This is a genomic window from Couchioplanes azureus (assembly GCF_014648355.1).
Lineage (GTDB): Bacteria > Actinomycetota > Actinomycetes > Mycobacteriales > Micromonosporaceae > Actinoplanes > Actinoplanes azureus.
In genome coordinates, this window is record NZ_BMQY01000006.1 from 39665 (window position 1) to 65027 (window position 25363).

The 25363-nt window shown below is 71.6% G+C and carries 18 protein-coding genes; 11 read left to right on the forward strand and 7 right to left on the reverse strand.

All coding sequences use genetic code 11. From position 1 onward, the window contains the following. Positions 1 to 18: 18 nt before the first annotated feature. A complete protein-coding gene (locus IEY99_RS21735; protein ID WP_189205880.1) occupies positions 19 to 1473 on the forward strand; it encodes a DHA2 family efflux MFS transporter permease subunit in 1455 nt (484 codons plus the stop codon). Between the two features lie 54 nt (positions 1474 to 1527). Continuing rightward, a complete protein-coding gene (locus IEY99_RS21740; RefSeq protein WP_189205881.1) occupies positions 1528 to 4158 on the forward strand; it encodes a YfhO family protein in 2631 nt (876 codons plus the stop codon). Positions 4159 to 4170: 12 nt separating this feature from the next. Here IEY99_RS21740 and IEY99_RS21745 read toward each other — a convergent pair whose 3' ends face one another. Continuing rightward, positions 4171 to 4611 (reverse strand): GtrA family protein, encoded by a 441-nt coding sequence (locus IEY99_RS21745; protein WP_189205882.1) that lies wholly within the window; start codon positions 4609 to 4611, stop codon positions 4171 to 4173. After that, positions 4611 to 5648 carry a glycosyltransferase family 2 protein gene (locus tag IEY99_RS21750; RefSeq protein ID WP_189205883.1) on the reverse strand — a complete coding sequence of 346 codons (1038 nt, stop codon included), beginning with the start codon at positions 5646 to 5648 and terminating at the stop codon, positions 4611 to 4613. The genes IEY99_RS21745 and IEY99_RS21750 overlap by 1 nt, the downstream gene beginning before the upstream one ends. A 676-nt stretch (positions 5649 to 6324) precedes the next feature. Here IEY99_RS21750 and IEY99_RS21755 point away from each other — a divergent pair. Further along, on the forward strand, positions 6325 to 8640 hold the full coding sequence (locus IEY99_RS21755) for an RICIN domain-containing protein (protein WP_189205884.1): 2316 nt from the start codon (positions 6325 to 6327) through the stop codon (positions 8638 to 8640). A 72-nt stretch (positions 8641 to 8712) separates the two neighbouring features. After that, the gene (locus IEY99_RS21760; RefSeq protein ID WP_189205885.1) at positions 8713 to 9756 is read left to right on the forward strand and encodes a S66 family peptidase; all 1044 of its coding nucleotides are present in this window, start codon (positions 8713 to 8715) and stop codon (positions 9754 to 9756) included. Here the strand turns inward: IEY99_RS21760 and alr are convergent. Further along, complete coding sequence (gene alr, locus IEY99_RS21765) at positions 9740 to 10897, reverse strand: alanine racemase (protein ID WP_229799078.1); 1158 nt, start codon at positions 10895 to 10897, stop codon at positions 9740 to 9742. The two genes, IEY99_RS21760 and alr, sit on opposite strands and share 17 nt — an antisense overlap. Before the next feature lie 222 nt (positions 10898 to 11119). Between alr and IEY99_RS21770 the strand changes: the two genes are divergently transcribed. Beyond that, the gene (locus tag IEY99_RS21770) at positions 11120 to 12445 is read left to right on the forward strand and encodes a P-loop NTPase family protein (protein WP_189205886.1); all 1326 of its coding nucleotides are present in this window, start codon (positions 11120 to 11122) and stop codon (positions 12443 to 12445) included. On the opposite strand, the gene IEY99_RS21775 is transcribed toward IEY99_RS21770, so the two are convergent. Continuing rightward, a complete protein-coding gene (locus IEY99_RS21775; RefSeq protein WP_229799080.1) occupies positions 12438 to 13505 on the reverse strand; it encodes a D-alanine--D-alanine ligase family protein in 1068 nt (355 codons plus the stop codon). The two genes, IEY99_RS21770 and IEY99_RS21775, sit on opposite strands and share 8 nt — an antisense overlap. 78 nt (positions 13506 to 13583) lie before the next feature. Beyond that, complete coding sequence (locus IEY99_RS21780; RefSeq protein WP_189205887.1) at positions 13584 to 14201, reverse strand: TetR/AcrR family transcriptional regulator; 618 nt, start codon at positions 14199 to 14201, stop codon at positions 13584 to 13586. A 161-nt stretch (positions 14202 to 14362) separates the two neighbouring features. Between IEY99_RS21780 and IEY99_RS21785 the strand changes: the two genes are divergently transcribed. The 6 genes from IEY99_RS21785 to IEY99_RS21815 all read left to right on the forward strand — a co-directional run bounded on the left by IEY99_RS21785 (position 14363) and on the right by IEY99_RS21815 (position 23939). Next, positions 14363 to 15451 (forward strand): ABC transporter substrate-binding protein, encoded by a 1089-nt coding sequence (locus tag IEY99_RS21785; protein ID WP_189205888.1) that lies wholly within the window; start codon positions 14363 to 14365, stop codon positions 15449 to 15451. 25 nt (positions 15452 to 15476) lie between these two features. After that, positions 15477 to 18266, forward strand: coding sequence for an AbfB domain-containing protein (locus IEY99_RS21790; protein WP_229799082.1), 2790 nt, complete (start codon positions 15477 to 15479; stop codon positions 18264 to 18266). A 5-nt stretch (positions 18267 to 18271) separates the two neighbouring features. Beyond that, positions 18272 to 20635 carry a sugar ABC transporter ATP-binding protein gene (locus tag IEY99_RS34410; protein ID WP_229799084.1) on the forward strand — a complete coding sequence of 788 codons (2364 nt, stop codon included), beginning with the start codon at positions 18272 to 18274 and terminating at the stop codon, positions 20633 to 20635. Further along, positions 20625 to 21596, forward strand: a complete 972-nt coding sequence (locus IEY99_RS21805) for an ABC transporter permease (protein WP_189205889.1) — start codon at positions 20625 to 20627, stop codon at positions 21594 to 21596. The genes IEY99_RS34410 and IEY99_RS21805 overlap by 11 nt, the downstream gene beginning before the upstream one ends. After that, entirely contained in the window at positions 21593 to 22888 is a 1296-nt protein-coding gene (locus tag IEY99_RS21810; protein ID WP_229799086.1) for an ABC transporter permease subunit, read from the forward strand. The genes IEY99_RS21805 and IEY99_RS21810 overlap by 4 nt, the downstream gene beginning before the upstream one ends. 655 nt (positions 22889 to 23543) lie before the next feature. Beyond that, a complete protein-coding gene (locus IEY99_RS21815) occupies positions 23544 to 23939 on the forward strand; it encodes a thiol-disulfide oxidoreductase DCC family protein (protein WP_189205890.1) in 396 nt (131 codons plus the stop codon). A gap of 150 nt (positions 23940 to 24089) precedes the next feature. On the opposite strand, the gene IEY99_RS21820 is transcribed toward IEY99_RS21815, so the two are convergent. Together IEY99_RS21820 and IEY99_RS21825 are read right to left on the reverse strand one after the other, a co-directional pair. Continuing rightward, entirely contained in the window at positions 24090 to 24815 is a 726-nt protein-coding gene (locus IEY99_RS21820) for an anti-sigma factor family protein (protein WP_189205891.1), read from the reverse strand. Next, positions 24812 to 25333: a sigma-70 family RNA polymerase sigma factor gene (locus IEY99_RS21825; RefSeq protein WP_189205892.1), complete on the reverse strand. Its 522-nt coding sequence runs from the start codon at positions 25331 to 25333 to the stop codon at positions 24812 to 24814. Before IEY99_RS21825 ends, IEY99_RS21820 begins: the two co-directional genes overlap by 4 nt. Positions 25334 to 25363: the final 30 nt, after the last annotated feature.

Consider the following 25363-nt stretch of genomic DNA (forward strand, 5'->3'; position numbering starts at 1 on the left):
CCGCGTAGTGTCCCACCCATGGAGCCCGGGCAGGTGCGGTACCGCAGCGCCGCCGGGCGCTGGGTGCTGGTGGCGACCGTGCTCGGTTCGAGCCTCGCGTTCATCGACGGCACCGTGGTCAACATCGCGCTCCCCGCGATCGGCCGGGATCTCGGCGCGGACGCGGCGGGTCTGCAATGGACCGTCAACGGGTACGCCCTCAGCCTCGCCGCCCTGATCCTGCTCGGCGGCTCCCTCGGCGACCGGTACGGCCGCAAGCGGGTCTTCGCGGTCGGCGTCGCCTGGTTCGCGGCGGCGTCCCTGCTGTGCGGCGTGGCACCCACGACCGAACTGCTCGTCGGCGCCCGGGTCCTGCAGGGTATCGGCGGCGCGCTGCTGACTCCCGGCGCGCTGGCCATCCTCGAAGCGTCGTTCGTGCCCGGCGACCGGTCCCGGGCCATCGGCGCCTGGTCCGGGCTCGGCGGCATCGGCGGGGCACTGGGCCCGTTCCTGGGCGGCTGGCTCGTCGAGGTCGCCGACTGGCGGCTGATCTTCCTGATCAACGTCCCGATCGCGGCCCTCGTGCTCGTGGTGACCGCGCGGCACGTCCCCGAGTCCCGGAACCCGGCGGCCGCGCGCGAGCTCGACGTGACCGGCGTGCTCACCGGGGCGGCGGGCCTCGGCGGGCTCACCTACGGCTTCACCGCCTGGCCGGCGCAGGGCCCGGGCAACCCGGCGGTGCTGGCGTCGCTGGCGGTGGGCGCGCTCGGCATGGCCGGCTTCGTCGTCGCCGAGCACCGCTCCCGGCACCCGATGCTGCCGCTGGACCTCTTCCGCTCCCGGGCCTTCACCGGCGCCAACCTGGTGACGTTCCTGGTCTACGCCGCCCTCGGCGGCGTGTTCTTCCTGGTCGTCCTGAACCTCCAGGTGGTCGCCGGCTTCAGCCCGCTCGCCGGCGGCCTGGCCCTGCTCCCGATCACGGTGCTCATGCTGCTGCTCTCGGCCCGCGCGGGCGGGCTCGCCCGGCGGATCGGCCCCCGCATCCCGATGACGGCCGGCCCGCTCGTCTGCGCCGCGGCCCTGGTGTGGCTGTCCCGGGTCGGCCCCGCGGCGTCGTACCCGGCGGACGTGCTGCCCCCGGTGATCGTCTTCGGTCTCGGCCTGTCCCTGCTGGTGGCACCCCTGACCGCCACGGCCCTGGGCGCGCTCGACGACGCCCACGCGGGCGTCGCCAGCGGCGTCAACAACGCCGTGGCCCGGGCGGCCGGCCTACTCGCCGTCGCGATCCTGCCGCTGGCCGCGGGCATCGGCACCGGCGACCTGACCGACCCGGCGGCGCTGGCACCGACGTACCGGGCGGCGACGCTGATCTGCGCCGGGCTGATGGTCGCCGGCAGCGCGCTGGCCCTGGCCCTCGTGCCCGACCGGCTGCCCCGCGACATGCCCCGGGAAGGGGTCGCCGCCCGCGGCCAGAAGGGGCGGATGACGCGGTGAAGTAGGGTCGGTCGGCGCACGGGAAGTCAGCCATCACCACGGGGGGAAGTGGCTTTGTCGTCCACTGGGAACACGGCCGGCCGCCGCCGGCGGTGGCGCGAGTCCGAGGGCTGCGCGGCCACCGCGGGCGCGGTGCTGGCCATGGCGTCCTACTGCCTCGCACTGTTCGCCCGGGACACCTATCCGTTCGGCGACCAGTCCCGAGCCGTGAACGATCTGGCCAACCAGTTCATCCCCTTCCATGCCATGCTGTGGGACCTGGAGCATGGCGAGGCCAGCGGTGACCTCCTGTTCAACTGGAGCAGCGGCTACGGCGTGCCGTTCCTCGGCGACTTCGTCACCTACCTCGGCAACCCGTTCTCCTGGCTCGTCGGCCTCTTCCCGCGGGACCTGGTCGACCTGCCGGTCTTCCTCGTGACGCTGTTCAGCATCGGCCTCGGCACCGCGCTGATGACCGTCTTCCTCGGCCGGCTGCGGGCCGGCTCGCCCTGGGGCCGGGCGCTGCTCGGCGTCGGCTACGGGCTGTCCGCCTGGGTGGTCAACGACGGCACCTACGACCCCATGTGGATGTGGGGGATCGTCGGCCTGCCGCTCATCCTCCTCGCCATGGACCGGTGCCTGCGGGGGCGCAACTGGGCCCTCAGCAGCCTGCTGGTGGCCCTCGCCTGGGCGGGAAACTTCTACACCGCGGCCATGGCGACCATCGCCGCCGTGGCGGTGCTGCTGGCCCGGCTGATCCTCGCCGGCGGTCCGCTGCGTGACCGGTTCGTCACGCTGCTCCGGGCGGGGGTCATGACACTGGTCGGGGTGCTGCTCACCGCCCCCGTCCTCACCGTCAGCATGCTGGCCAGCAAGGGCTCCCAGCCCCCACCACCGGCCACCTACCGGGGCACGCCCGACGCTCTCGCGGTCCTCGCCCAGCTCCTGCCGGGCGGCCGCGCGGACTCCGCCATGCCGAACATCTTCATCGGCATCCTCGGTCTGCTGCTGGTCGCGGCCTTCCCGTTCCACCGCAAGGTCGCGCCGAAGGAGCGACTGGTCTGGCTGTCGCTCCTCACGCTGGTGACCCTGTCCCAGCTCTGGCGGCCGGGCATCCTGCTCTGGCACGGGTTCGCCCTGCCCAACGGCAGCCCCTACCGGGCGTCGTTCGTCATCACCGGCCTGCTTGTCATGATCGCCTGGCTGTCGCTGGCCCGGCGGCCCGATCCCGTCGCCCTGCTCGCCGGTGGCGGCCTGACCGCGGCCATCCTGCTGCTCTGCCAGAACCAACCCGCCGTCCGGGGCGGGACCTGGCTCACGGTGCTGGTGGGCGGCCCCGCGATGGTGGGCGCGCTGCTCGTGCTGCACTGGCGGCGGGAGGATCGGCGGCGGGCGGCCGCCTGGGCCCGCGCCGGTGCCGCGACGGTGCTGGCGGCCGGGGTCTTCGTCGGCACGGCCTACTCCGCGTACGCCCCGGACGCGATCCGTTCCACCATTGCGTTCTTCGACCCGCTGCCGAGCATGACCGAGGCTGCGACCCGCGCGGCCTTCGCCGACGTCCAACGGTCGCGGCAGTGGCCGCAGCAGCGCACCGAGACGGGGCCGCACCGCTTCGCCAACAACGACCCCGCCCTGCTCCGCGGCGAGGGCGCCCGCTACTACAGCAGTTACCTGCCAGCGAAGACCGCCGAGGCGCTCCAGGGTATCGGCATCAGCTGGACCATGCGGGGACGGCACATCCACAGCCCCGAGGATCCGGTGACCCGCGCGCTGATGGGCGTGATTGCCTACCTCGAACCGCGTCCCGGGGGCTACGCGCTGACCCCCGCGGGCCCGGCGGCACCGCTCGTCACGGTGCACCCCGGCGACGCCGCGGGCCGCGCGGTCACGGACTCCGTCTACGCCCGTCAGCAGGCGTTGCTGGGCGCCACCGTGTACGACGTACCCGAACTGCGGCACACCGCGGGCCCGGCGCCCGTCCGGACAGCGGACGGCTGGCGCATCCCGGCGGCCCGCAAGGGCGATCCCCGCACGGTGTTCTCGGCGCGCTGCACCCCGGGCAGCGACGCGTACTTCTACGACAGCTGGTTCGCCGGGCGGGTGCGGGGGCCGCAGTTCGATCTCCGCTTCCCCGGGAGCGAGGCGATGAACAGCAATCCGCTGCGGTTCCTGGGCACCGTGCCCGCCACGGGCGAGGTCCGGCTCGAGGTGAGCGCCGCGCGCACCCAGAACGTGTCCGGCGACGTGCTGGGCTGCCTCGATCGCGGCAAACTCGCGAATGCCGTGGCACGCCTGCGGGCGACCGGCGCGACCCGGGTCGAGACGGGCGGGCACACCATCAGCGCGGTGCTGCCCGCATCCAGTGCCGGGATGGCCGTGATCAAGGTGACCGCCGTCGACGGCTGGACGTGCTCGACCGACCGCCGCGGTGCCGTCGCGCCGACGTCTTTCCACGGGTTCCTCGGCGTACCGCTGGAGGGTGGGGCGTCCCGGGTGGACTGTTCCTACCAGCCACCGGGACTCCGCGCGGGACTGTTCGTCAGCGCGCTGGCGCTCGCCGCGCTCCTGGCGGGGCTGCTGTGGAACAGGCTCGCGGTGCGGCTCGACCGGCGCCGCTCGCCCGCCGCCGGCCCCGAGCTGCCGCAGCCACGGTGGCCCGTGCACGACGCGGCGGACGACGAGCGGGGCGTTCCCGCCGGAAGGTGACGGCCGTACGGGTCAGCGGCCGCGCGCGAGAGCACGGGGCCGGCCGGGTTCCAGCGACCCGTCGTCCGCGCCGGCGGCGGCGTCCCGGTGCGTCAGGATGCGGCGCGAGAGCAGGAAGGTGACCGGGATGGCGGCCGCCGCGGCGGCCAGCGGAGCGATCCGCTCGCCGGTCCCGAACCACTCCACCAGCACGAAGACGCCCACCGAGGTGACCACGAAGTTCGTCAGGTTGGTCAGCGGGAACAGCAGGAACTTCCGCCAGGTCGGCCGGGTGCGGTAGGTGATGTAGGTGTTGAGGAAGAACGAGCCCACCATGCTGATCAGGAACGCGATCACGAACGCCGGGTAGTAGGGCAGCCAGGTGTGCAGCGCGAGGTACAGCACGTAGAACGTGCCGGTGTTGATCACACCGACCACGGCGAACTTGACCAGCTGGGCCAGCTGGACCGGCATCAGCGGGCCCGCCCCGCGGCCGCCACCCGGCTGTCCGCGCCCGGCTCCTGCGGCGCGGTCGCGCGCGGTGAGATGAAGGCCTGACCGCCCGCGCCCTTGCCGCCGAACGCCTCGCGGGGCACGTTGGTCTCCTTGATCAGGAAGTGCGGGCGGCGCTTCGACTCGTAGTAGACCCGCCCGATGTACTCGCCGATCAGCCCCAGCATGGCCATCTGCAGTCCGCCGAGGCCCACGACGGCGACCAGCAGGGTCACATAGCCGGGCGTCTCGACCCCACCGGCGATCGCGGCCACCGTGATCCACCCGGCGTAGAGGCCGGCGAGCGCCGCCAGGACCAGGCCCACGTAGATGGCCAGCCGCAGCGGACGGCTGTTGAAGGAGATCAGGCCGTCGATGCCGTAGTTGAGCAGCGCGCCGAACCGCCACTTCGTCGCGCCGGCCTCCCGCGCGACGTTGCGGTAGTCGAAGGTGACCGTGTCGAAGCCGATCCAGGAGAACAGGCCCTTGGAGAAGCGGTTGGACTCCGGCAGCGAGAGCAGGGCGTCGACCGCAGCGCGGGAGAGCAACCGGAAATCGCCGACGCCGTCGGTGAGCTCGACGTCGACCATCCGGTTGATGAGACGGTAGTACAGCCGGCTCACCAGGCTGCGCAGCCACCGGTCGCCGTCGCGGGTCCGCCGCGCCACCACCTGGTCGTGACCGCGGCGGTGGAGTTCGATCATCCGCTGGATCAGCTCCGGCGGGTGCTGGAGGTCGGCGTCCATCAGCACGACGGCGTCGCCGGTGGCCTCCCGCAGACCGGCGAGCATGCCCGCCTCCTTGCCGAAGTTGCGGCTGAAGGACACGTAACGCGTGCTGTCCGGGTGCCGCCTCGCCAGGGCGCGCAACCGGTCCAGGGTGGCATCGGCACTGCCGTCGTCGACATAGCACAGCTCGTACTCCACGCCGAGCCGGCCCAGCGTCGCGCGGATTCTCTCATCGAAAAGCTCGATGACGTCTTCCTCGTTGAAGCACGGAACGACAATTGACAGGAGCATGGAGTCACTTCCGAAAGCGTTGATTTCCCCGTGTAGAGCCGGCCGGCTCGCCGCCCCTGCCGGCATGCTACACACGGCGATCCAGTCCGGAAGTGCAAGATCATCGGGCCGGTGAGCGGCCTGCCCACTAAGCTCAGGGCACCGTGGAATGCGCTGGTCATCGCGATCCTCGACCCAGCGGGCGTCCACTATGGATAACGGTCCGGAGACTTCCCGCGGCTATCTCATAGTGATCGTGATCTTCTTCACCGGGACCGCCCGGCGAAAGGGAATTCCGCGGCGCCGAAATCGATGCGGCCGCGCGCTGGATTCCCCGGGACACCGCCGGCACCATCGCGTCACGATTTGTCGGCGGCACACCCCATGCGACCCCTGCCGACCCGCCGGCACGAGCGCGACATCTAAACATGGAACAGTGACAAGATCTACACCGATCGGTGCCCGGCGCCCACGCAGACGCCCCTGAGCTGCATCGATGCACTTTGAGAGGTGAGCCACTCACCTCCCGTTCTTGCCTGACGACCCCGTCGCCGCTACGGTCTGCCACTGCATCGCCGGCCGACGTCCGGCACCGCATCGTTACGACAGCCATTCCTGCCACCCGCGCCGAGGCTTGCCCGCCTGTAGCCACCGGCGCGTGCGCTGCCGCTCGCCTTCTCATCGGGGGAACACTGATATGACAGCCTCGACCCGCGCGTCGAACTGGCGGTTGCTCACCGCCGGGCTCGCCGCGGTCACCCTCACCACCGCCCTGCCCTCCGTCGCCCAGGCGGCCCCGGCCTCGCCCGTCACCGCGGGCGTGCTGGCCGCCGCCGAGGCCGACGCCGGCCTGGCGACGTACGAACAGAAGCTGGCCGTGGCCGTGAAGTTCGGCCGCGGCGACGACACGGCCCTCGTGGAGCGCGGTGACCGCGACTTCGTCATCGAGATCTGGAAGCACGTCAAGGACAACGGCGACTTCCTCGAGGTACGCGCCGCCGCCGAGCAGGCCTACGGCACCATGTCCGACGACGTCAACCCGGACGCCACCAGCGAGGCCTGCTACGAGTTCATCACCACCGGCGTGTTCGCCGCGTACGACCGCGACATCGAGCGCGAGAAGCGGGAGGCCGAGGCGAAGCGCCTGTCCGACCAGGCCCGCGCCGCCGCCGCGGCCAGCATCGACGTCGTCGCCGACGCGGCCATGCTCGGCGGCACCGACGCCGACTTCGCCCGGCTCATCTGGACGCGCGTCGAGAACGACGCCAAGTGGCCCAAGGTCAAGGCCGCCGCGGCCGCTGCGGTCGGCGGCACCGCGGAGCAGCAGCGCGAGTTCATCGCCGCCGGCCTGGCGGCCGCCGCCAAGCAGGACACCGACCAGCGCATCGCCGACGACCAGGCGAAGACCGAGGCGGAGAAGGCCGCGGCCCGCGCCCGCGCCGCGAAGCAGTTCGCCGCCAACCGGATCGGCCTGCCCGTCACCGAGCAGCTGCTGAGCATGCCGGATCGTGACTTCGTCGTCTCGGTCTGGAACCACGAGGCGGACGGCACGGAGGTCCAGGTCGCCGCGATCAGCGCCGCGCGCAACCTCGACCCCGCCGCCTGGAAGGCGTTCATCGACACCGGCATCCACCAGGCCAAGGACCGCGACATCCAGAAGGCCCTGGAGGCCGTCGAGGCGGAGGACCGGCGCCAGGCCAAGGACGTCCAGACCCGCGCCGAGAAGGCCGGCAACCGCAACCTGGCCCTGGCCGCGCGCAACGCCCTGGCCGGCAACGCCGACGCGGTCGCCGCCTTCGTCCGCCAGGGACAGTACGAGATCCGGCCGGACCTGCCCGACCGGCTCCAGGCCGGCCACACCGGCATGTGCCTCGGCGTGCCGAGCGGCTCGCTGAAGAAGGGCGAGCACATCATCCAGTGGCAGTGCAGCGCCGCCCAGGACCAGGGCTGGGTCTTCCTGCCCAAGGCGGACGGCTACTTCGAGGTGCGCAACAGCCGCAGCGGCCAGTGCCTCGCCATCGGCTCGGGGTCCAAGGAGGACAGCGCCCACGCCATCCAGTGGACCTGCAACGGCGGCAAGGAACAGCTGTGGGCACCGCAGACCGACAGCACCGGGCTGACCCGGTTGAAGAACAACAACAGCGGCAAGTGCCTGGGCATCCTCGACGCCGCGAAGACCGGCGCCGCCCACGCCGTCCAGGAGCCGTGCGCCGCCAAGCCCGAGCTGGGCTGGCACAAGCGCCCCCGCGGACTGGTCAACTTCTCGGCCGGCTCGTTCAACGGCGACGCTCGCGAGGACCTGCTCGCCGTCGAGCTCAGCAGCGGCAAGCTGTGGCTCTACCCCGGCACCGCCAAGGCTGACGCGTTCGCCGCCCGCGTGGCGATCGGCGGCGGCTGGAACACCATGGACAAGCTCACCACGGGCAAGTTCAACCGCGACGAGCACGACGACCTGATCGCGGTGGACAAGGGCACCGGCAAGCTGTACCTCTACCCCGGCACCGGCCGTGCGGCCCTCGGCGCGCGCGTCGAGATCGGCACCGGGTGGAACGGCATGGAGAAGCTGGCCGCGGGCCGCTTCAACGGCGACGCCCACGAGGACCTCATCGCCGTGGAGGCCTCCTCCGACAAGCTCTGGCTCTACCCCGGCACCGCCGCCGGCGGAGCGTTCGGCGCGCGGGTGCTGCTCGGCACCGGCGGCTGGAACAACATGGACAAGCTCACCGGGGGCAAGATCAACCGCGACGAGCAGGACGACCTGGTCACCGTGCAGAAGAGCACCGGCAAGCTGTTCTTCTACCCCGTCAACGCCAACGGGACGCTCGGTGGGCGGGTCGAGATCGGCACCGGCGGCTGGAACGGCATGAGCGAGCTCACCCTCGGCCGCTTCGATGCGGACCAGCACGACGACCTCCTGGTCACCGAGAACTCCAGTGGCAAGCTGTTCCGCTACGCGGGAACGGCGGAGGGCGGCAAGATCGGCGGCCGTACCGAGCTGGGCATCGGCGGCTGACCCACGCGCACCCCGGGGCCGGCTCTCCACCGATGGAGGGCCGGCCTCTCGCGTGATGCTTGAATACCCGGCATGCGTCCCGAACTGACTCCTCCGCCGAAGCTGGCCCCCGGTGACCGGGTGGCGGTCCTCTCGCCGTCCTTCGCCGCACCCGCCGAGTTCCCGGCGGTGCACGAGCGGAGCATGCGGCGCCTGCGGGAGGAGTTCGGGCTGCAGCCGGTGGAGTTCCCCACCACGCGGCGCCACTCGTCGCCGCGGGAGCGGGCCGCGGACCTGATGGCGGCGTACGCCGACCCCGGCATCCGCGCGGTCTTCGCGACCATCGGCGGCGACGACCAGATCACCGTGCTGCGGCACCTCGACCCGGCCGTGTTCCGGGCCGATCCCAAGCCGTTCTTCGGCTTCTCGGACAACACCAACCTGCTGAACTGGCTCTGGCACCACGGCGTCGCCGGCTATCACGGCATGTCCACGATGATGTTCCTGAGCCGCGCCACCGGCGTCGGACCCGAGATCTCCGCCTCCCTGCGGGCGGCCCTCTTCGACGGCGGCGACCTGGAGATCACACCGGTCGGGGAGTTCCGCGAGGAGGAGCTGAACTGGGCCGACCCGGTCGCCCTCACCGGCACCGTGCCGTCGTACCCGAGCCCCGGCCGGGTGTGGCACCGCCCGGAGCGGGTGGTGACCGCGCCGACCTGGGGTGGCTGCCTGGAGTCTCTGCATCCCACGCTGGCCGCGGACCGATGGGTCCGGCCGGTCGAGGACTACGCCGGATGCGTCCTGCTGCTGGAGACCTCCGAGGAGATGCCGCCGGCCAGGAGCGTCTTCCGGATGTTGCGCGACTTCGGCGAGCGGGGCCTGCTGGAACAGTTTCCGGCCGTGGTGCTGGCCACCGCCAAGGCCACGGCGCTCTTCGACGTCCGGCCGCTCGAACGGCGGGCCGCCTACCGGGAGGAGCAGCGGGAGGCCGTGCTCGAGGCGTTCGCCGCGTACCACCCCGAGGCGATGATCGTCTTCGGGGTGGACTTCGGGCACACCGATCCGCAGTGGGTGCTCCCGTACGGCGGCCGGATCACCGTCGACGGCCCGGCGCGCCGGATCACCGCCCACTACTGAGCTCGTACCGGCGGGTCACCCGTGGCCCGATGCCGGTGAGGATCTCGTGCGGGTTCGTGCCGGCCCAGTGCGCCCAGTCGGCGACGGTCGGCTCGCCGTCGTCGCCGGGACCGAACATGACGGCGTACTCGCCCGGGCGGACCGGCAGGTCGCCCACGTCCAGCACGACCTGGTCCATGCTGACCCGCCCGGCGATCGGGCAGCGCACCCCGCGGACCGCCAGCGACGCCCGCCCGGCCGCCTGGCGCGGCACGCCGTCGGCGAAGCCCAGCGCGACCAACGCCAGGGTGGTCTCGCGCTCGGTGACGAAGTCCGGACCGTACGAGACTCCGGTACCCGGCGCCACCCGCTTGGTGAGCAGGACCTGAGCGCGTACGGTCATCGCCGGCCGCAGCCCGAAGCACCGGCCCGGCACCGGCTCGACGCCGTAGAGGGCGATCCCCGCGCGCAGCAGGTCGTAGCGGGCCCGCGGCAGATGCAGCGCGGCGGCCGAGTTGGCCAGGTGCACGATCGGCGGTTCGAGGCCGGCGGCGGCCGCCGCCTCCCGGCCCCGCTCGAACTCGCGGAGCTGCGCCCGCAGGCCGGGGGCGTCCGGGTCCTCGGCGTTGGCCAGGTGCGACCAGAGGCCGCGGACGTGCAGCAGCCCGGCGCCGGAGAACTTGCGCGCCCAGGCGAAGAGCTGCGCCCATTCCTCGACGGGCGCACCACCGCGGGACATCCCGGTGTCGAGCTTGAGGTGGACGTTCGCCACCGTCGCGGCGCGTTCGGCCGCGTCCGCGAGCGCCTGCAGCGCCTCCACCGCACCGACGGACACGTCGATCCCGGCGGCGAGGACCTCCTCGAACGTCTCGGCCGGGGAGTAGAGCCAGAGCAGCATGGGCGCGGTCAGTCCCCGCCCACGCAGGGCGAGCGCCTCGGCCACCGAGGCCACGCCGAGCCAGGTGGCGCCGTGGCGCAGCGCCGTACGCGCGACCTGCTCGGCGCCGTGACCGAAGCCGTCCGCCTTGACCACCGCCATCATCCCCGCCGGACCGGCCGTCGCGGCGAGCAGGCGGGTGTTGCCGGCGATGGCGTTCAGGTCGACGACGGCCTCCGCCATCGCCGCGGCGGGCCGGGCATCCGCCGGCGTGGAAATCGACACCCGGCGGATGGTGGCCGACGGCCCTGTTCATTCTGAAGGCCATTTACTGGTCATTCGACCCCCGTCACAGACAGTTTCCGAACCGCCACCACTTTGCGGACGGAGCAATAATGGCAGGCGCCTGACCTGGATCGACGAGCGCGTGGACGCGATTGACGAAAACGATACAGGCGGGCGGGAAGAATGGCGCGACGGTCGGGACGGGGAGGTACGCAGCCCAGCATGGCGAACGGTGAGCAGGCGGTGACGCGGCTGGAGGAATACCTCCGGTCGGCACGCGATCGGGCCTTCGTCGGCCGCGCGGCCGAACTGGCCGCGTTCCGCGCGGCCCTCGCCGGCGACGCCGTCTTCACCGTGCTCTACCTGCACGGCGCCGGCGGCACGGGCAAGACCACGCTGCTGCGGCGCTACGCGGTCGAGGCGGAGCGGACCCGCCGTCAGGTCATCCGGGTCGACCGGTTCGAACCGGGCGGCCTGATCCCGGCGTTGCTGGCGGCGATGCCACCGACTCCGGCCGGCGCGCCGGGCCCGGTGGTGCTCGTCGACGAGTTCGAGCACTGGCAGCCGGTCGAGTGGTGGCTGCGCGAGGAGTTCCTGCCCGGGCTGCCGGTGGGCACGGTCGTCGTGCTCGCCGCCCGTACGCCGCCCGGGGTGGAGTGGACCGCCGATCCGGGCTGGAACGAGGTCCTGCGCGTCCTGGAGGTCGGCGACCTGTCCCCCACCGAGGCCGAGATGCTGCTGGACCGGTATGCGATCCCCCGCCGCCGCCAGCGGTTCCTCGCCGAACTGGCCGGCGGCAATCCGCTCGCCCTGCGCCTGGCGGTGGAGGCGGCCGGGACCGGCAAGGACGACGACGAGATCCGCCTCTGGCTGGCGCAGGCCGTGGTGCAGGAGGTCGTGGGCGAGCTGCCGTCGGCCGCGCACCGGCACGCCCTGGAGATCTGCGCGTACGCGGAGACGACCACCGAGATGCTGCTGCGTGCCACGGTGGCCGAGGGTGACGCCGTGGATCTGTTCCGGTGGCTGTGCGCCCTGCCGTACGCCGAGAGCGGTCCGAGCGGTGTGCGGGTGCGCCCGTTCGTCCGCAACGCCGTCCGGACCGAGGTGCAGTGGCGCGACCCGTTGCGGCACGATGCGGTCCTGGCCCCTCTCGCCGACGGCCCGGCGGTCGTCGAGCCACTGCCCCGCCCCGAGTTCGACGTGGCGGTCCGGGACGCGTTGCGCGCCTGGCGCCGGCCGGACCTGCTCGCCGGCAACCCACTGGTGCACAGCCGCATGGTGGTCACGTCGGACGCCTCCGCCGAGCCGGTGTCGGCCCTGCGGGACGTGCTGCAGTCCACTCTGGAGGCGCTGGGCGCGGATCCGCGGCAGGGCAAGCAGCACCGGGCGCTGGTCGCCACCTACCTCGGCGGCGCGCCCACCCAGGAGGCGGCCGCGGAGCGCCTCGGTCTCCCCTTCAGCACCTACCGCCGGCACCTCAACCGGGGCCTCGAGGTGCTGTGCAGCCTGCTGTGGCGCCGCGAGTCGACCGGCCTCGACCTCATCTGACCGCGGCGGGCCGGTTCGCACCGGCGAGGGCGGTCGCGATCAACAGATCGAGCAGCTCCGGGTACGGCGTGCCGGCCGCCTGCCACATCCGCGGGAACTGCGACATCGCGGTGAGCCCGGGCATCGTGTTGACCTCGTTGACGGTCAGCCCCCGGTGCGGGTCGACGAAGAAGTCGACGCGCAGCAGGCCGGCGCAGCCGAGCGTACGGAAGACCCGGATCGCCTCGGCGCCGAGCCATTCGGTGGTGTCCGGGTCGACGTCGGCGGGGACGCAGAACTCGGTGCGGCCCTCGCGGTACTTGGCGTCGTAGTCGAAGAACCCGGTGGTGACCCGGATCTCCAGCGGCGGGCTGGCGACCAGCCGCCCGTCCGGCAACTCGAGCACGCCCACGTCGATCTCGCGTCCGGGCACGCCGGCCTCGACGAGCACCTTGGCGTCGCAGAGCCGGGCCGCCTCGACGGCTGCGGGCAGCTCGGCCCAGTCGTCCACCCGCGAGACGCCGATGCTGGAGCCACCGCGGGCCGGCTTGACGAAGGCGGGCAGGCTCAGGCGGCTCCGCTCGGCCGCGGTCACGGCGTCGTTATCGCCGCGCAGCACGACGCCGTCGGCCACCCCGATGCCCTCCGCGGCGAGGATCTTCTTGGTGAACTCCTTGTCCATGGAAGCGGCGCTGGCCAGGACGCCGCTGCCGACGTACGGGATGCCGGCCAGCTCCAGCACGCTCTGCACCGTGCCGTCCTCGCCGTACGGGCCGTGCAGGATCGGCATGACGACGTCGACGTCGCGCAGGGCCTCCAGCGCGCGGAACAGGCTCTCGACGAGCGTGGGCCGCCAGCCGTCCGGCTCGGGCGTCATCGCGCGCAGCACCGCCTCGTCGACCTCCGCGGTGGCCCGGTCGGTGCCCACGATCCACTCACCCTCGACGGAGATGCGGACCGGCACCACCTCGTACCGGCTGCGGTCGAGGCTCTGCACCACGCCGGCCGCCGACCGGCAGGAGACGTCGTGTTCGGTGCTGCGCCCGCCGAAGAGGACCGCCACTCGGACCGTTGGGGGCACGTCGCATCACTCCACGCTCAGATGTTCTCGCCGACCGCGTGGATGGTGCGGCATCCGGGTGCTCATCCGGAAGGTCAGTTACTGATCAATCGCGGCGAGCGCCCGCAGCTCGGCGGCGAAGATCAGGTCCGGGTCGAGGCCCATCGACCGGAAGTTGCCCTCGATCTCCAGGCTCACCAGGCCGTGCAGCCGGCTCCACGCGGTGATCGCGCGTAGCAGGACGGCCGGGTCCGCCTCGCCGACGCCGGCAGCGAGCTGCCGGGCCAGCGCCGGCTCCGGCTCGGGTCCCGGGCCGACCGCCTCGAACAGGACCTTCATCGCCTGCTGCGCCGCCGACACCAGGCGCGGGTCGTGCGCGTCGTAGCCGGGCAGCGGCGCGGCGAAGAGCAGCCGGTAGCGGTGCGGCTGGGCGAGTGCCCAGGACCGGTACGCCGCGGCCAGGTCGTCCTGCCGGCGCGGCACGGCCGTGATGGCGGCGGTCAGGTCGGCGTACGCGTCGAGGATCAGCTCGGTGAGCAACGTGTCCCGGTTGTCGAAATACCGGTACAGCGCCGGGCCGGACACGCCCAGCTCCTTGGCGATCGCGTTGAGCGAGAGTGCTTGCGGCCCGCCCTCGGCGAGCTGTCGCAGCGCCGCCTCCTTGACCTCCTGGCGCATCTGCGCCCGGAAGCGATCACGGATCCCACGGGAAGCCATGCCACGACGCTACAACCCTTGCCCCAGGCGAGACCCTCTAGCAGTACGGCACGTTCATTTCTGGGCGGTTCCGCCCGGCATCTTGACAGGAAAAGTTTGATAGTGCGTGAATGTGTTCTCGTATGGAAATACTTCGATGTCTATCTCGAGGAGCACATGCCATGAGCGCCATGCCCGGCCGCTGGAGGCCGGCCGTCGTCACACTCGGGGCGGCCCTGTTGCTGGCCGGCGCCTGCGCCAAGGCGGAGGACGGCGGCACCTCCACCCCCGCCGGATCCGATCCCTCCGCCGGCGCCCAGGTCGTCCGGTCCGCCGCCCCCGGCGCCAAGACCTGCACGCTGGACCGGTTCGGCGCTCGCAAGCTCGACCTCACGACCGCGAAGATCGGGTTCTCCCAGTCGGAGAAGGAGGCCAACCCGTTCCGCATCGCCGAGACGAAGTCCATCAAGGACGAGGCCGCCCGGCGCGGCATCCCGGCCGGAAACCTGCGGATCACCAACGCGAACTCGCAGTTCAACAAGCAGATCAGCGACGTCGAGCAGATGATCGACTCCGGCGTGCAGCTGGTCGTCGTCGCCCCGCTGAACTCCGACGGCTGGGACTCGGTCTTCGCCAAGGCCTCGGCCCGCAAGGTGCCGATCATCACCATCGATCGCAAGATCAATGCCACCCCGTGCGCCGACTATCTGACCTTCATCGGGTCGGACTTCGAGGAGCAGGGCAAGCGGGCCGCCGACAAGATGGCCGCCGCGCTGGGCAACAAGGGTTCGGTGGCCATTCTGCTCGGCGCGCCCGGCAACAACGTCACCACGCTGCGCACCAAGGGCTTCAAGGACCGGATCGCGACGATCGCGCCGGACATCGCGATCGTGTTCGAGCAGACCGGCCAGTTCTCCCGCGAGGAGGGACAGAAGGTCACCGAGCAGCTACTGCAGTCCAACTCGGACATCGACGGCATCTACGCCGAGAACGACGAGATGGCGCTCGGCGCCCAGGTGGCGCTCAAGGGCGCGGGCAAGCGGAAGGGCGAGGTCAGGATCGTCTCCATCGACGGCACCCGCGGCGCGGTCCAGGCCATCGCCGACGGCTGGATCGACGCGGTGATCGAGTCCAACCCGCGGTTCGGCCCGCTGGCCTTCGAGACGGCGACCAGGTTCTTCGCCGGCGAGCCCATCCCCGAGGACATCATCATCAGCGACCGCGAGTACGACCGGAGCAACGCCAAGGCCGACCTCGCCAGCGCCTACTGAGGCTCCCGACCGGAGGAGAACCGCCGTGACCGCCCCTCGACCCGGATCCTGGCGCCGCCCGCTCGCCGTGATCGCCGCCGTACTGACCTGTTCGGCCGGCGCCCTCCTCGCCACCCGGTCCCCCGCCGCGGCCTTGCCCGCCGACACGGCGTACCCCGCCCGCAGCGGCTTCGAGCCGAAACCTCCCCCGCTCAGCACGCCCTGGACCGACCAGGTGTCCACCGCCGACCCGCTCCCGGAATACCCCCGGCCGCAGCTCACCCGGCCCGAGTGGCAGAGCCTCAACGGCGTCTGGCAGTTCGCCGGCGCCACGAACCTCGACAGCCCGCCGGTGAACACGCAGCTGGGCGAGGAGGTGCTGGTGCCGTACCCCATCGAGAGCGCTCTCAGCGGCATCATGCGCCGCCAGGACCACTCGTACTATCGCCGCAGCTTCACCGTCCCGGCCGGCTGGTCCGGCCGCCACGTGCAGCTCAACTTCGGCGCGGTGGACTGGCAGTCCAAGGTCTGGGTCAACGGCACGCTGCTCGGCACGCACGAGGGCGGCTACGACAAGTTCTCCTACGACATCACCGGCGCGCTGCGGCCCGGCGCCAACGAGATCATCGTCGGCGTCTGGGACCCGACCGACAGCCAGGACATCCCGGTCGGCAAGCAGCGCCTCGGCCGCGGCGGCATCTGGTACACGCCGTACTCCGGCATCTGGCAGACCGTCTGGCTGGAGCCGACGCACGCCGCGCACATCACCCGCCTCGACACCACCCCGAACGTCACCGCGGGCGGGCTCGACCTGGTCGTCCAGGCGGCGAACGCCGACGGCCGGGAGGTCACCGCCCAGGTGCTCACCGGCGGCACGGTGGTCGGCACGGCCACCGGCACGGTCGGCTCCCCCCTGCGCGTCCCGGTCCCGGACGCCCGCCTCTGGAGCCCGGACGACCCCTTCCTGTACGACCTGAAGGTCACCCTCGCCGGCGGTGACGTGGTCGGCGGCTACTTCGGCATGCGCTCGCTGGGCAAGGCGATGCTGGGCGGAGTGCTGCGGCCGACCCTGAACGGCAGGTTCCTCTACCAGCTCGGCACCCTCGACCAGGGCTACTGGCCCGACGGCATCTCCACCGCACCCACCGACGCCGCCCTGCGCTTCGACCTCGAGCAGCAGAAGGCGCTCGGGTTCACCATGGTCCGCAAACACATCAAGGTCGAAAGCGACCGCTGGTTCTACTGGGCCGACCGCCTGGGCCTGATGGTCTGGCAGGACATGCCGGCCCTGGCCAGCGGCCGGGAGCCCTCGGCCGCGGGCCGCCAGCGCTTCGAGCGCGAGCTCGAGGAGATGATCGACGAGCACAAGGGCATCACGTCGATCGTCCAGTGGATCCCGTTCAACGAGGGCTGGGGCGAGTACGACGCCGGCCGCATCGCCGACACGGTGAAGGCCTGGGACCCGACCCGTCTGGTCAACCACAACTCCGGCTCCAACTGCTGCGACTCCGACCCGGACCCGGGAAACGGCGACGTGATCGACGACCACATGTACGTCGGGCCCGGGATCACCCGCGCGCCGACCGCCACCCGGATCGCGGTCAACGGCGAGTACGGCGGGCTGGGCCTGCGGGTACCCGGGAACGAGTGGCCCACCGCCGGCAAGTTCGCGTACGAATGGCTGCCCGACTCCACCGCCCTGACCGACCGCTACGTCCAGATCACCGGCAAGCTCGCCGACCTGATCACCGGCAACGGCCTCTCCGGTTCCGTCTACACCGAACCGACGGACGTGGAGGAGGAGCTCAACGGCTTCTTCACGTACGACCGGAAGGTCCGCAAGATGGACTTCACCCGCGTCCGCGAGGTGAACCTCCGGGTGCTCGGCGCGGCGAACGGCACCGTCCTGCCCACCGACCGGCTCGCCTCCCTGCGGGTCACCACGCCCGGCTACACCGACCGCTACCTGCGGCACCGCGACGGCCTGGCGCGAACGGACATGATCACCGCGGGCAGCCCGGCCACCGACCGCCAGGACGCCACCTATCGCGTACGCCCCGGGCTGGCGAACGCCGCCTGCCACTCGTTCGAGTCCCGCAACTTCCCCGGCCGGTACCTGCGGCACCGCGGACACCGCGTCTACAACGAGGCGGACACGGGCGGCACCTTCGCCGCGGACGCCACCTTCTGCGCCCGACCCGGCCTGTCCGGCGGCGGCACCTCCCTCGAGGCGTCCAACCTGGCCGGTCACTACCTGCGCCACCGCAACGCGGAGGTGTGGGTCGACCGGGACACCGGCGGGCCCTTCGCCCACGACGCCACCTGGGCGGTCTCCACGCCGCTGTGGCGCAGCGGGGCCGGCCTGGCCGTCGGGCAGAAGCGCTCGTTCCGGGTCACCACCGCCGGCTACGACAACCGCTACCTGCGCCACCGCGACGCCCTGGCCCGGACGGACGTGATCACCACCGGCAGCCCCGCCACCGACCGGGCGGACGCCACCTTCACCGTGCGCGCCGGTTTCGCCGACACGAGCTGCTACTCGTTCGAGTCGGTCAACTTCCCGGGACAATTCCTCCGGCACGCGGGCTACCGCCTGCAAAGATCCCCGAACGACAACACGACGCTGTTCCACCAGGACGCGACCTTCTGCGCACAACCCCCGCTGAACGGCGGCGCGAGCACCGTATCGCTGGAATCCCTCAACTACCCCGGCTATTACTGGCGCCACTACGCCGAAGCGGTCTACATCGCCGGCAACGGCGGCGGCAACCCCTGGGACAACCCGGGCAGCTACGCCGCCGACGCCACCTGGCACGACGCCGACCCGCTGGGCTGACGCACATGGCGCTGCTCGAAGTCGTCGACGTCTGCAAGGAGTTCCCCGGCGTACGCGCCCTGGACGGGGTGTCCTTCACCCTGCAACCGGGCGAGGTGCACGCCCTCGTAGGAGAGAACGGCGCCGGGAAGTCCACCCTCATCAAGGTGCTCACCGGCGTCCACCACCCCGACCGCGGCCGGCTGCGCTACCGCGCCGAACCGGTCCGGTTCGACTCCCCCATGGACGCCCAGCGAGCCGGAATCTCCGCGATCCACCAGGAGGTCAACCTCATCCCGCTGATGAGCGTGGCCCACAACCTGTTCCTGGGCCGCGAGCCACGCACCACGCTCGGTCTGCTCGACGAGAAGCGCATGGTCCGCGAGGCCAGGGAAGTACTGTCGCGCTACGGCGTCGCCACCGACGTACGCCGGCAGCTCGGCACTCTCGCCCTGGGAGCCCAGCAGATGGTCGCCCTGGCCCGAGCGGTGATGATCGACGCGAGGGTCGTCATCATGGACGAGCCCACGTCATCGCTCGAACCCCGGGAGGTAGAAACCCTCTTCGGCGTCATCGGCGACCTGCACGCCAAGGGCATCGGAGTCGTCTACGTCAGCCACCGCCTCGACGAGCTGTACCGGATCTGCGACACGGTCACGATCCTGCGCGACGGGAAGGTGGTGCACACGGGGAGGCTCGCCGATCTGGAACGCATCAGGCTCGTTGCTCTCATGCTGGGCCGGGAGACGGCGACGGTACGCCGCCAGGGCTTCACCACCTTCGCCACTCACCACAGCAGCAGTCGTTCCGGGACACCGTCTCCGATCCCGGGGAACCGGCAGGCCACACCGAGCCCCGCCGGCGCCGACGCAGGCCGAACCCGGGCAGATGCCAATCCCGCACCGCGCCACACCGGCGCAACCGACGACGAGCCGCAAGCCCACCCAAGCCGCCCCCGCGCAACCGACGACCACGCACACGCCCACCCAAGCCACACCCGCGCAACCGACGACCACGCACACGCCCACCCAAGCCACACCCGCGCAACCGACGACCACGCACACGCCCACCCAGGCCACACCCGCGCAACCGACGACCACGCACACGCCCACCCAGGCCACACCCGCGTAACCGGCAGCGATGCACGAGCCGACACGAGCCAACGCCCCACGGACACGGACCATCCGCAAGCCGACGCAAGTCGCTCGCAGGTCGGTGAGGGCGACTCGCACGCTGGTGATCCGGTGTTGAGGGTTACCGGCCTCAGCAGCAGGCAGCGACTGCACGACATCGGCTTCACGGTGCGGCGAGGCGAGGTCGTGGGGCTGGGTGGCCTGCTCGGTGCCGGGCGCAGCGAGACGATCAAGGCGATCGCCGGCGCGTACCCGATCGACAGCGGCGTCATCGAGGTCGACGGCAAGGACCTCAGACATCCCACCACCGTCCGGGCGGTACGGGCCGGTATCGCCGTGTTGCCCGAAGACCGCAAGGCCGAGGGAATCGTGCCTGGTCTCTCGGTGCGCGAGAACATCGCGCTCGCCGTCCTGCCCCAGCTGTCGAGGTGGGGCCTGGTGTCCGACCGCAAGATCGACAAGATCGTGGACCGGTACATGACCCGCCTGCGAATCAAGGCATCGAGCCCCCACCAGGGCGTCGGCGACCTCTCGGGCGGCAACCAGCAGAAGGTCCTGCTAGCCCGGCTCCTCGCCACCAACCCCCGCATACTGCTCCTCGACGAGCCGACCCGCGGCATCGACATCGGCGCCAAGGCCGAGGTGCAAGGTCTGATCGACGATCTGGCCGCCGAAGGCCTCGGCGTGGTCCTCGTCTCCTCCGACGCCGAAGAACTCGTCGAAGGCTCCCACCGAGTCGTAGTCCTCCGCGACGGCACCATCATCGGCGAACTCCAGGGCGAGAACGTCACCACCGAAGCACTGCTGGAAACAATCGCCACGGCAGCCCACGAAGCAGCGACCGGACCGGCAGTCACCGAGCCGGTAGCTGCCACCGGACCCACAGCCGCCAAGCCAGCAGCTGCCACCGGACCCACAGCCGCCAAGCCAGCAGCTGCCACCGGACCCACAGCCGCCAAGCCAGCAGCTGCCACCGGACCCACAGCCGCCAAGCCAGCAGCTGCCACCGGACCCGTGTCCGCGGGCGAGGCAGCCGGTCCCTCACCCGCCACCGGGCCGACAGCACCCGAACCGCCACCCACCACCGGAGCCACAACACCCCAACCACCACGCCCGATCGGGCCGACAACACCCCAACCACCACCCACGACCAGAGCCACCACATCCCAGCCGCCACCCACGACCGGGGCCGGGTCGGGGGCTGGACCGGCAGCGGCGGGCAGGGTGAGGGACCGGGAGGTTGGCGATGACGACTGAGGTCGTGGCCGGCACACGGGCCGGCGTGGATCTGGGACGGGTGCGCGCCTGGTTGCCGAGATACGGCGTCTACGCCGCGATCTTGGTCCTGGTCACTTACAACCTGCTCTTCACGCCGAACTTCTTGACCCCGGGCAACCTACGGACCCAGCTCGTCCAGGTCGCGCCGGTCGTCATCGTGGCGCTCGGTATGGCGCTGGTGATCGGCACGGAGGGAATCGACCTGTCGGTCGGCTCCGTGATGGCCCTGGCGGCCGCACTGATCCCGCTCTATCTCGGTTACGGTGTCATCGCTGCCGTCCTCGTCTCGGTGCTCGCCGGTGTGGCGGTTGGCCTGGTGAACGGCATCCTGGTCGCCCGGGTCGGATTGCAGCCCATCGTGGCGACCCTGGCGCTCTTCGTCGGCGGCCGGGGGCTCGCGCTGGTCATCTCCGACGGGCAGCTCAAGGACATCCGCAATGAGAGCCTGCTCTTCCTCGGCTCGGGAGACCTGCTCGGCATTCCCGTGCTGGTGTGGATCGCCGCACTGCTGGTCGTCGTCATCGCCTTCGTGGTCCGGCGGACGGTTCTCGGCCGACGGCTCCTCGCCATCGGCGGCAATCGCCCCGCCACGGAACTCGCCGGTGTTCCGGTCACCCGCGTCCTCCTCACTGTCTACATAGTCTGTGCCGTTCTCGCTTCCTTTGCCGGCTTGCTGGCAGTCGCTCGCATCCAGTCCAGCGACGCCTCCTCGGTAGGAATGCTCATCGAGCTTTCCGCCATCACCGCCGTGGTGGTCGGCGGCACCCCGCTGACCGGCGGCACGATCCGCGTCGTGGGCACCGTCGCCGGCGCTCTCCTCATGCAACTCGTGGTGGCCACGATGATCAGGCACAACCTGCAGCCGTCCACCACCGAGATGGTGCAGGCCGTCATCATCCTCGTCGCCGTCTTCGCCGCCCGGGAGAGGAAGAACCGGTGAACCCGCACACCGATCCCTCGACAACCCCAGCCAACACCGCCAACCCAGCCAGAGTGACCAACGCGGCCTCCACCGCAGCCTCAATCACCGATCCGTCCACACCACCCTCAGGTACCGCTGAGCCCCTCACCGCCGCCGGCATCACCAAGCCAGCCACAGCATCCGCGGACACCACCAACGCAGCCACAGCATCCGCCGACACCACCAACGCAGCCACAGCCGTCAGCACGGCGACCGCTGCCATCGCAGCCACGAAGCGAGCCCGCGCCGACGCGGCTGTGGGCACACCGGCGTCCGCGAGTGCGGCCGCAGCCGCTGCGAGGGAGTTACGCCGGTCGCAGCGCATGGTCCGGCTCGCGGACCTGATGCAGCGGCAGGGGGCGCTGGCCGTTCTCGTCGTGGTCGTGGTCATCGCCTCAGCGGCGTTTCCCCACTTCCGCAGTTATGACAACGCCGGCACGATTCTGATCGCCGCGGCGCCGCCCGCCCTTCTCGCGCTAGGTATGACCTTTGTCATCATCACCGGTGGCATCGACCTTTCCGTGGGATCTCTTTATGTCCTCGGCGGCGTCATCTCAGCCTATGCGTCTCAATGGGGTTTGATTCTTGCATTCTTCTTACCATTGGTCGCATGTGGACTGATCGGCTTGATGAACGGCTTGCTCATCGCCCACACTCGGATGGCGGCGTTCATCGTCACTCTCGCCACGCTTCTCGGCGCTCGCGGTCTCATGCGTGCCCTCAGCGATGAGGGCTCCACCACCTACCTCGTGAGCGACGAGGCGTTTCGCGGCTTCGGCACGGGCGCGTTCCTCGGCATCGGTTACCCGGTGTGGCTGGTGGCGGCGGTTTTTGGAGTAGGCATGGTGCTGTTGTCACGTACCCGGTTCGGACATGCGGTCTATGCCGTCGGCGGGAGTGAGGATGCCGCGCGCCTCATGGGCGTGGCCGTGCGGCGTACCAAAGTGTGGGTCTATGTCATTTCCGGCCTGCTCGCGGGCCTGGCCGGGGCGATCAACGCGGCCAAGCTCGGCTCCGGTGTCACGGTGCTGGGCGTCGGCATGGAGCTGGACGCCATCGCGGCGGTGGTGATCGGCGGCACGCTGCTGACCGGCGGCGCGGGCACCATCGCGGGCACGATCGCGGGTGTCCTACTACTGGGGGTGATCCAGAACATGCTCAATCAGGTGGGCAGTGTGCCCACCAGTTATCAGCAGGTCATCAGCGGTGCCTTCCTCGCCGCGGTGGTGGTTGCACAGACCTTCCTGGTTCGCCTCCGTCGCATGACCTGAAACGGAGCTCCACCGACCGGAACACAGACGCGCGGAACACAGACACAAACGGGCGGAAGGGGGCCCCAGGGGCCGGAGGCACATGAGTCGATCGCCGCATGCCCGCCGGAGGTCGCACGAGCGGAGAGCGCGACCCTGTTCCGCACCAAAGCGGGACGGGGCGAGGCGCGACGCCGCGGGGCGAGGCGCGGCGGGGCGCGGTGCGGCGAGGCGCGACGGCCGCAACGGGGCGGGGCGCGAGGCGACGCGGCGAGGCGCGACGCGGCAGGGCGCGACGCGGCAGGGCGCGACGCGGCGAGGCACGACGCGGCAGGGCGCGACGCGGCGAGGCACGACGCGGCAGGGCGCGACGCGGCGAGGCACGACGCGGCAGGGCGCGACGCGGCGAGGCACGACGCGGCGAGGCGCGACGGGCGCAACGGGAAGGGGTGCGACGGGGGCGGCGCAGCGGGGCGGGACGCGACGGGACGAGGCGCGACCGGGCGCGACGCGACGAGACGAGGCGCGACGCGACGAGGCGCGACGGGACGAGGCGCGACGCGACGCGACGAGACGAGGCGCGACGCGACGAGGCGCGACGGGACGAGGCGCGACGCGACGAGGCGTGTCCACCGGGCGCGCAAGCTGTGAACGCAACGCCTGGCAGGATGGCCGCATGACCACGCCCACCCTCGTGTACGACGGCGATTGCGCATTCTGCACCTCCTGCGCCCACTTCATCGAGCGCCGTATCCCGACACGCGCCACCGTGGTCCCCTGGCAGTTCGCCGACCTGGACGCCCTCGGCCTGACGCTCGAGCAGGTGGAGGAGGCCGTGCAGTGGGTCGCCGCGGACGGCACGATCGCCTCCGGGCCGGACGCCGTCGCGCTGCTGCTGCGCGACGCCGGGCGGCTGTGGGAGGTGCCCGGGCGGGCGTTGCAGCTCAAGCCCGTCGGCCTGCTGGCCTGGCCGGTGTACCGATGGATCGCCGGCCACCGCCACCTCATGCCGGGCGGCACCGCGGCGTGCTCGTTGCCGCGGGCGACGCGCGAGCGACTGCACGACGCCTGATCAGAACTGCATCGGCGGCTGACCGACCGCGCCCGGAACGTCCCCCGTGGCGTCGGTCGCCTCGGTGGACGCCGCGCTCCGCGCGGGACAGCGCAGGCACGACCGGGCGAGGCCGCCGACGCCTGGTCCTCCTGCCGGGGAACGTGCAACTCAGTTCAGGCGTGCCGTACCCAACACGTGCCCCTGACCGTCCGCCACGGCCACCGTGCTCACGTCCCGCAGCTGGATCGAGCTCGCCCCGGTCACCCTGGCGTTCCCGCTCGGGGTGGTTCCCCACGTCGCGGCCTGTTCGGCCGCGCCGCCGCCGGCCCTGCGGACCTGGCAGACGAAGGGGCCACGCCCGCTGAGCCGGGACACGGTCAGATCGATCGAGACGCCCCAGGTCTTGCCGGTGAGCACGGCCTGACCGGAGAGACCACTACCCACCGCCGGCTCAAAGGTCGCCGTGACCGCCGGCGGCGACTGCCCCGGCGTCGCCTGTGGCCGGCTCGGCGCCGCCTGCGGCGGGGGCGGCGACGGCCGTTCGTCCCGGTCCAGAACGATCCCGGCCGACACCCCCGCCACGAGGGCGACCGCCGCGGCGGCCAGCCAGCGGATGCCGCTGCGGCGGCGTTGCCGGGCGCGTTCCGCGCGCATCCGGCCGAGCAGGCTGGCGATCCGGTCCGCGCTGGGCCGCTCGCCGGGTGCGACCGCCGCCGGCGGGGAGTCCTGCAAGGACCGCAACAGCTCGGGTACGGACCCGAGCCGCTCCACCTCCGCCCGGCAGTCGTCACAGTCCAGCAGGTGCGCGTCGAGCCGGTCGGTGTCGGCGTCGTCGAGGCCGCCGAGCAGGTAGCCGCCGAGCAGCCTGCGCAGCTCGTCGTGGCCGGGGATCATCGCAGCACCCCCATCTCCTCGAACGCCTGCCGCAGCGCGCGTACGGCGTAGTACGCCCGGGACTTCACCGTGCCCTCCGGCACCGCCAGGTTCCGGGCCGCGTCCGCGACGGTCTGTCCCTCGTAGTACATGGCCTGCACCACCGCCCGGTGGTCGGCGGAGAGCCGCTCCAGCGCCTCGGCGACGAGCCAGCCCTCGACCAGCTGGTCGACGTTGTCGGAGGCGGGCACTGCTTCGACCGCCGCCTCGTCGGCGACCAGGTGCGGCCGGCGCTGTTCGGCCCGCCACGCGTTGGTCACCACGTTGCGTGCGATGGTGAGCAGGTACGACCGGGTACGCCCCGGGGCCGGGTCGAGGTGGTCGATGTGCCGCCAGGCCCGCAACAGCGTCTCCTGCACCAGGTCCTCGGCCTTGTGCCGGTCGTGCACGTACCGGGAGATGAAGCTGAGCAGGACTGCGTAGTGCTCGGTGTAGAGCGCGGTCATCAGCTCCTCGTCGGGACTGACCCGTCGCCGCATGGCTGCCTCCCGCCCGGTCCGATGCCTCGT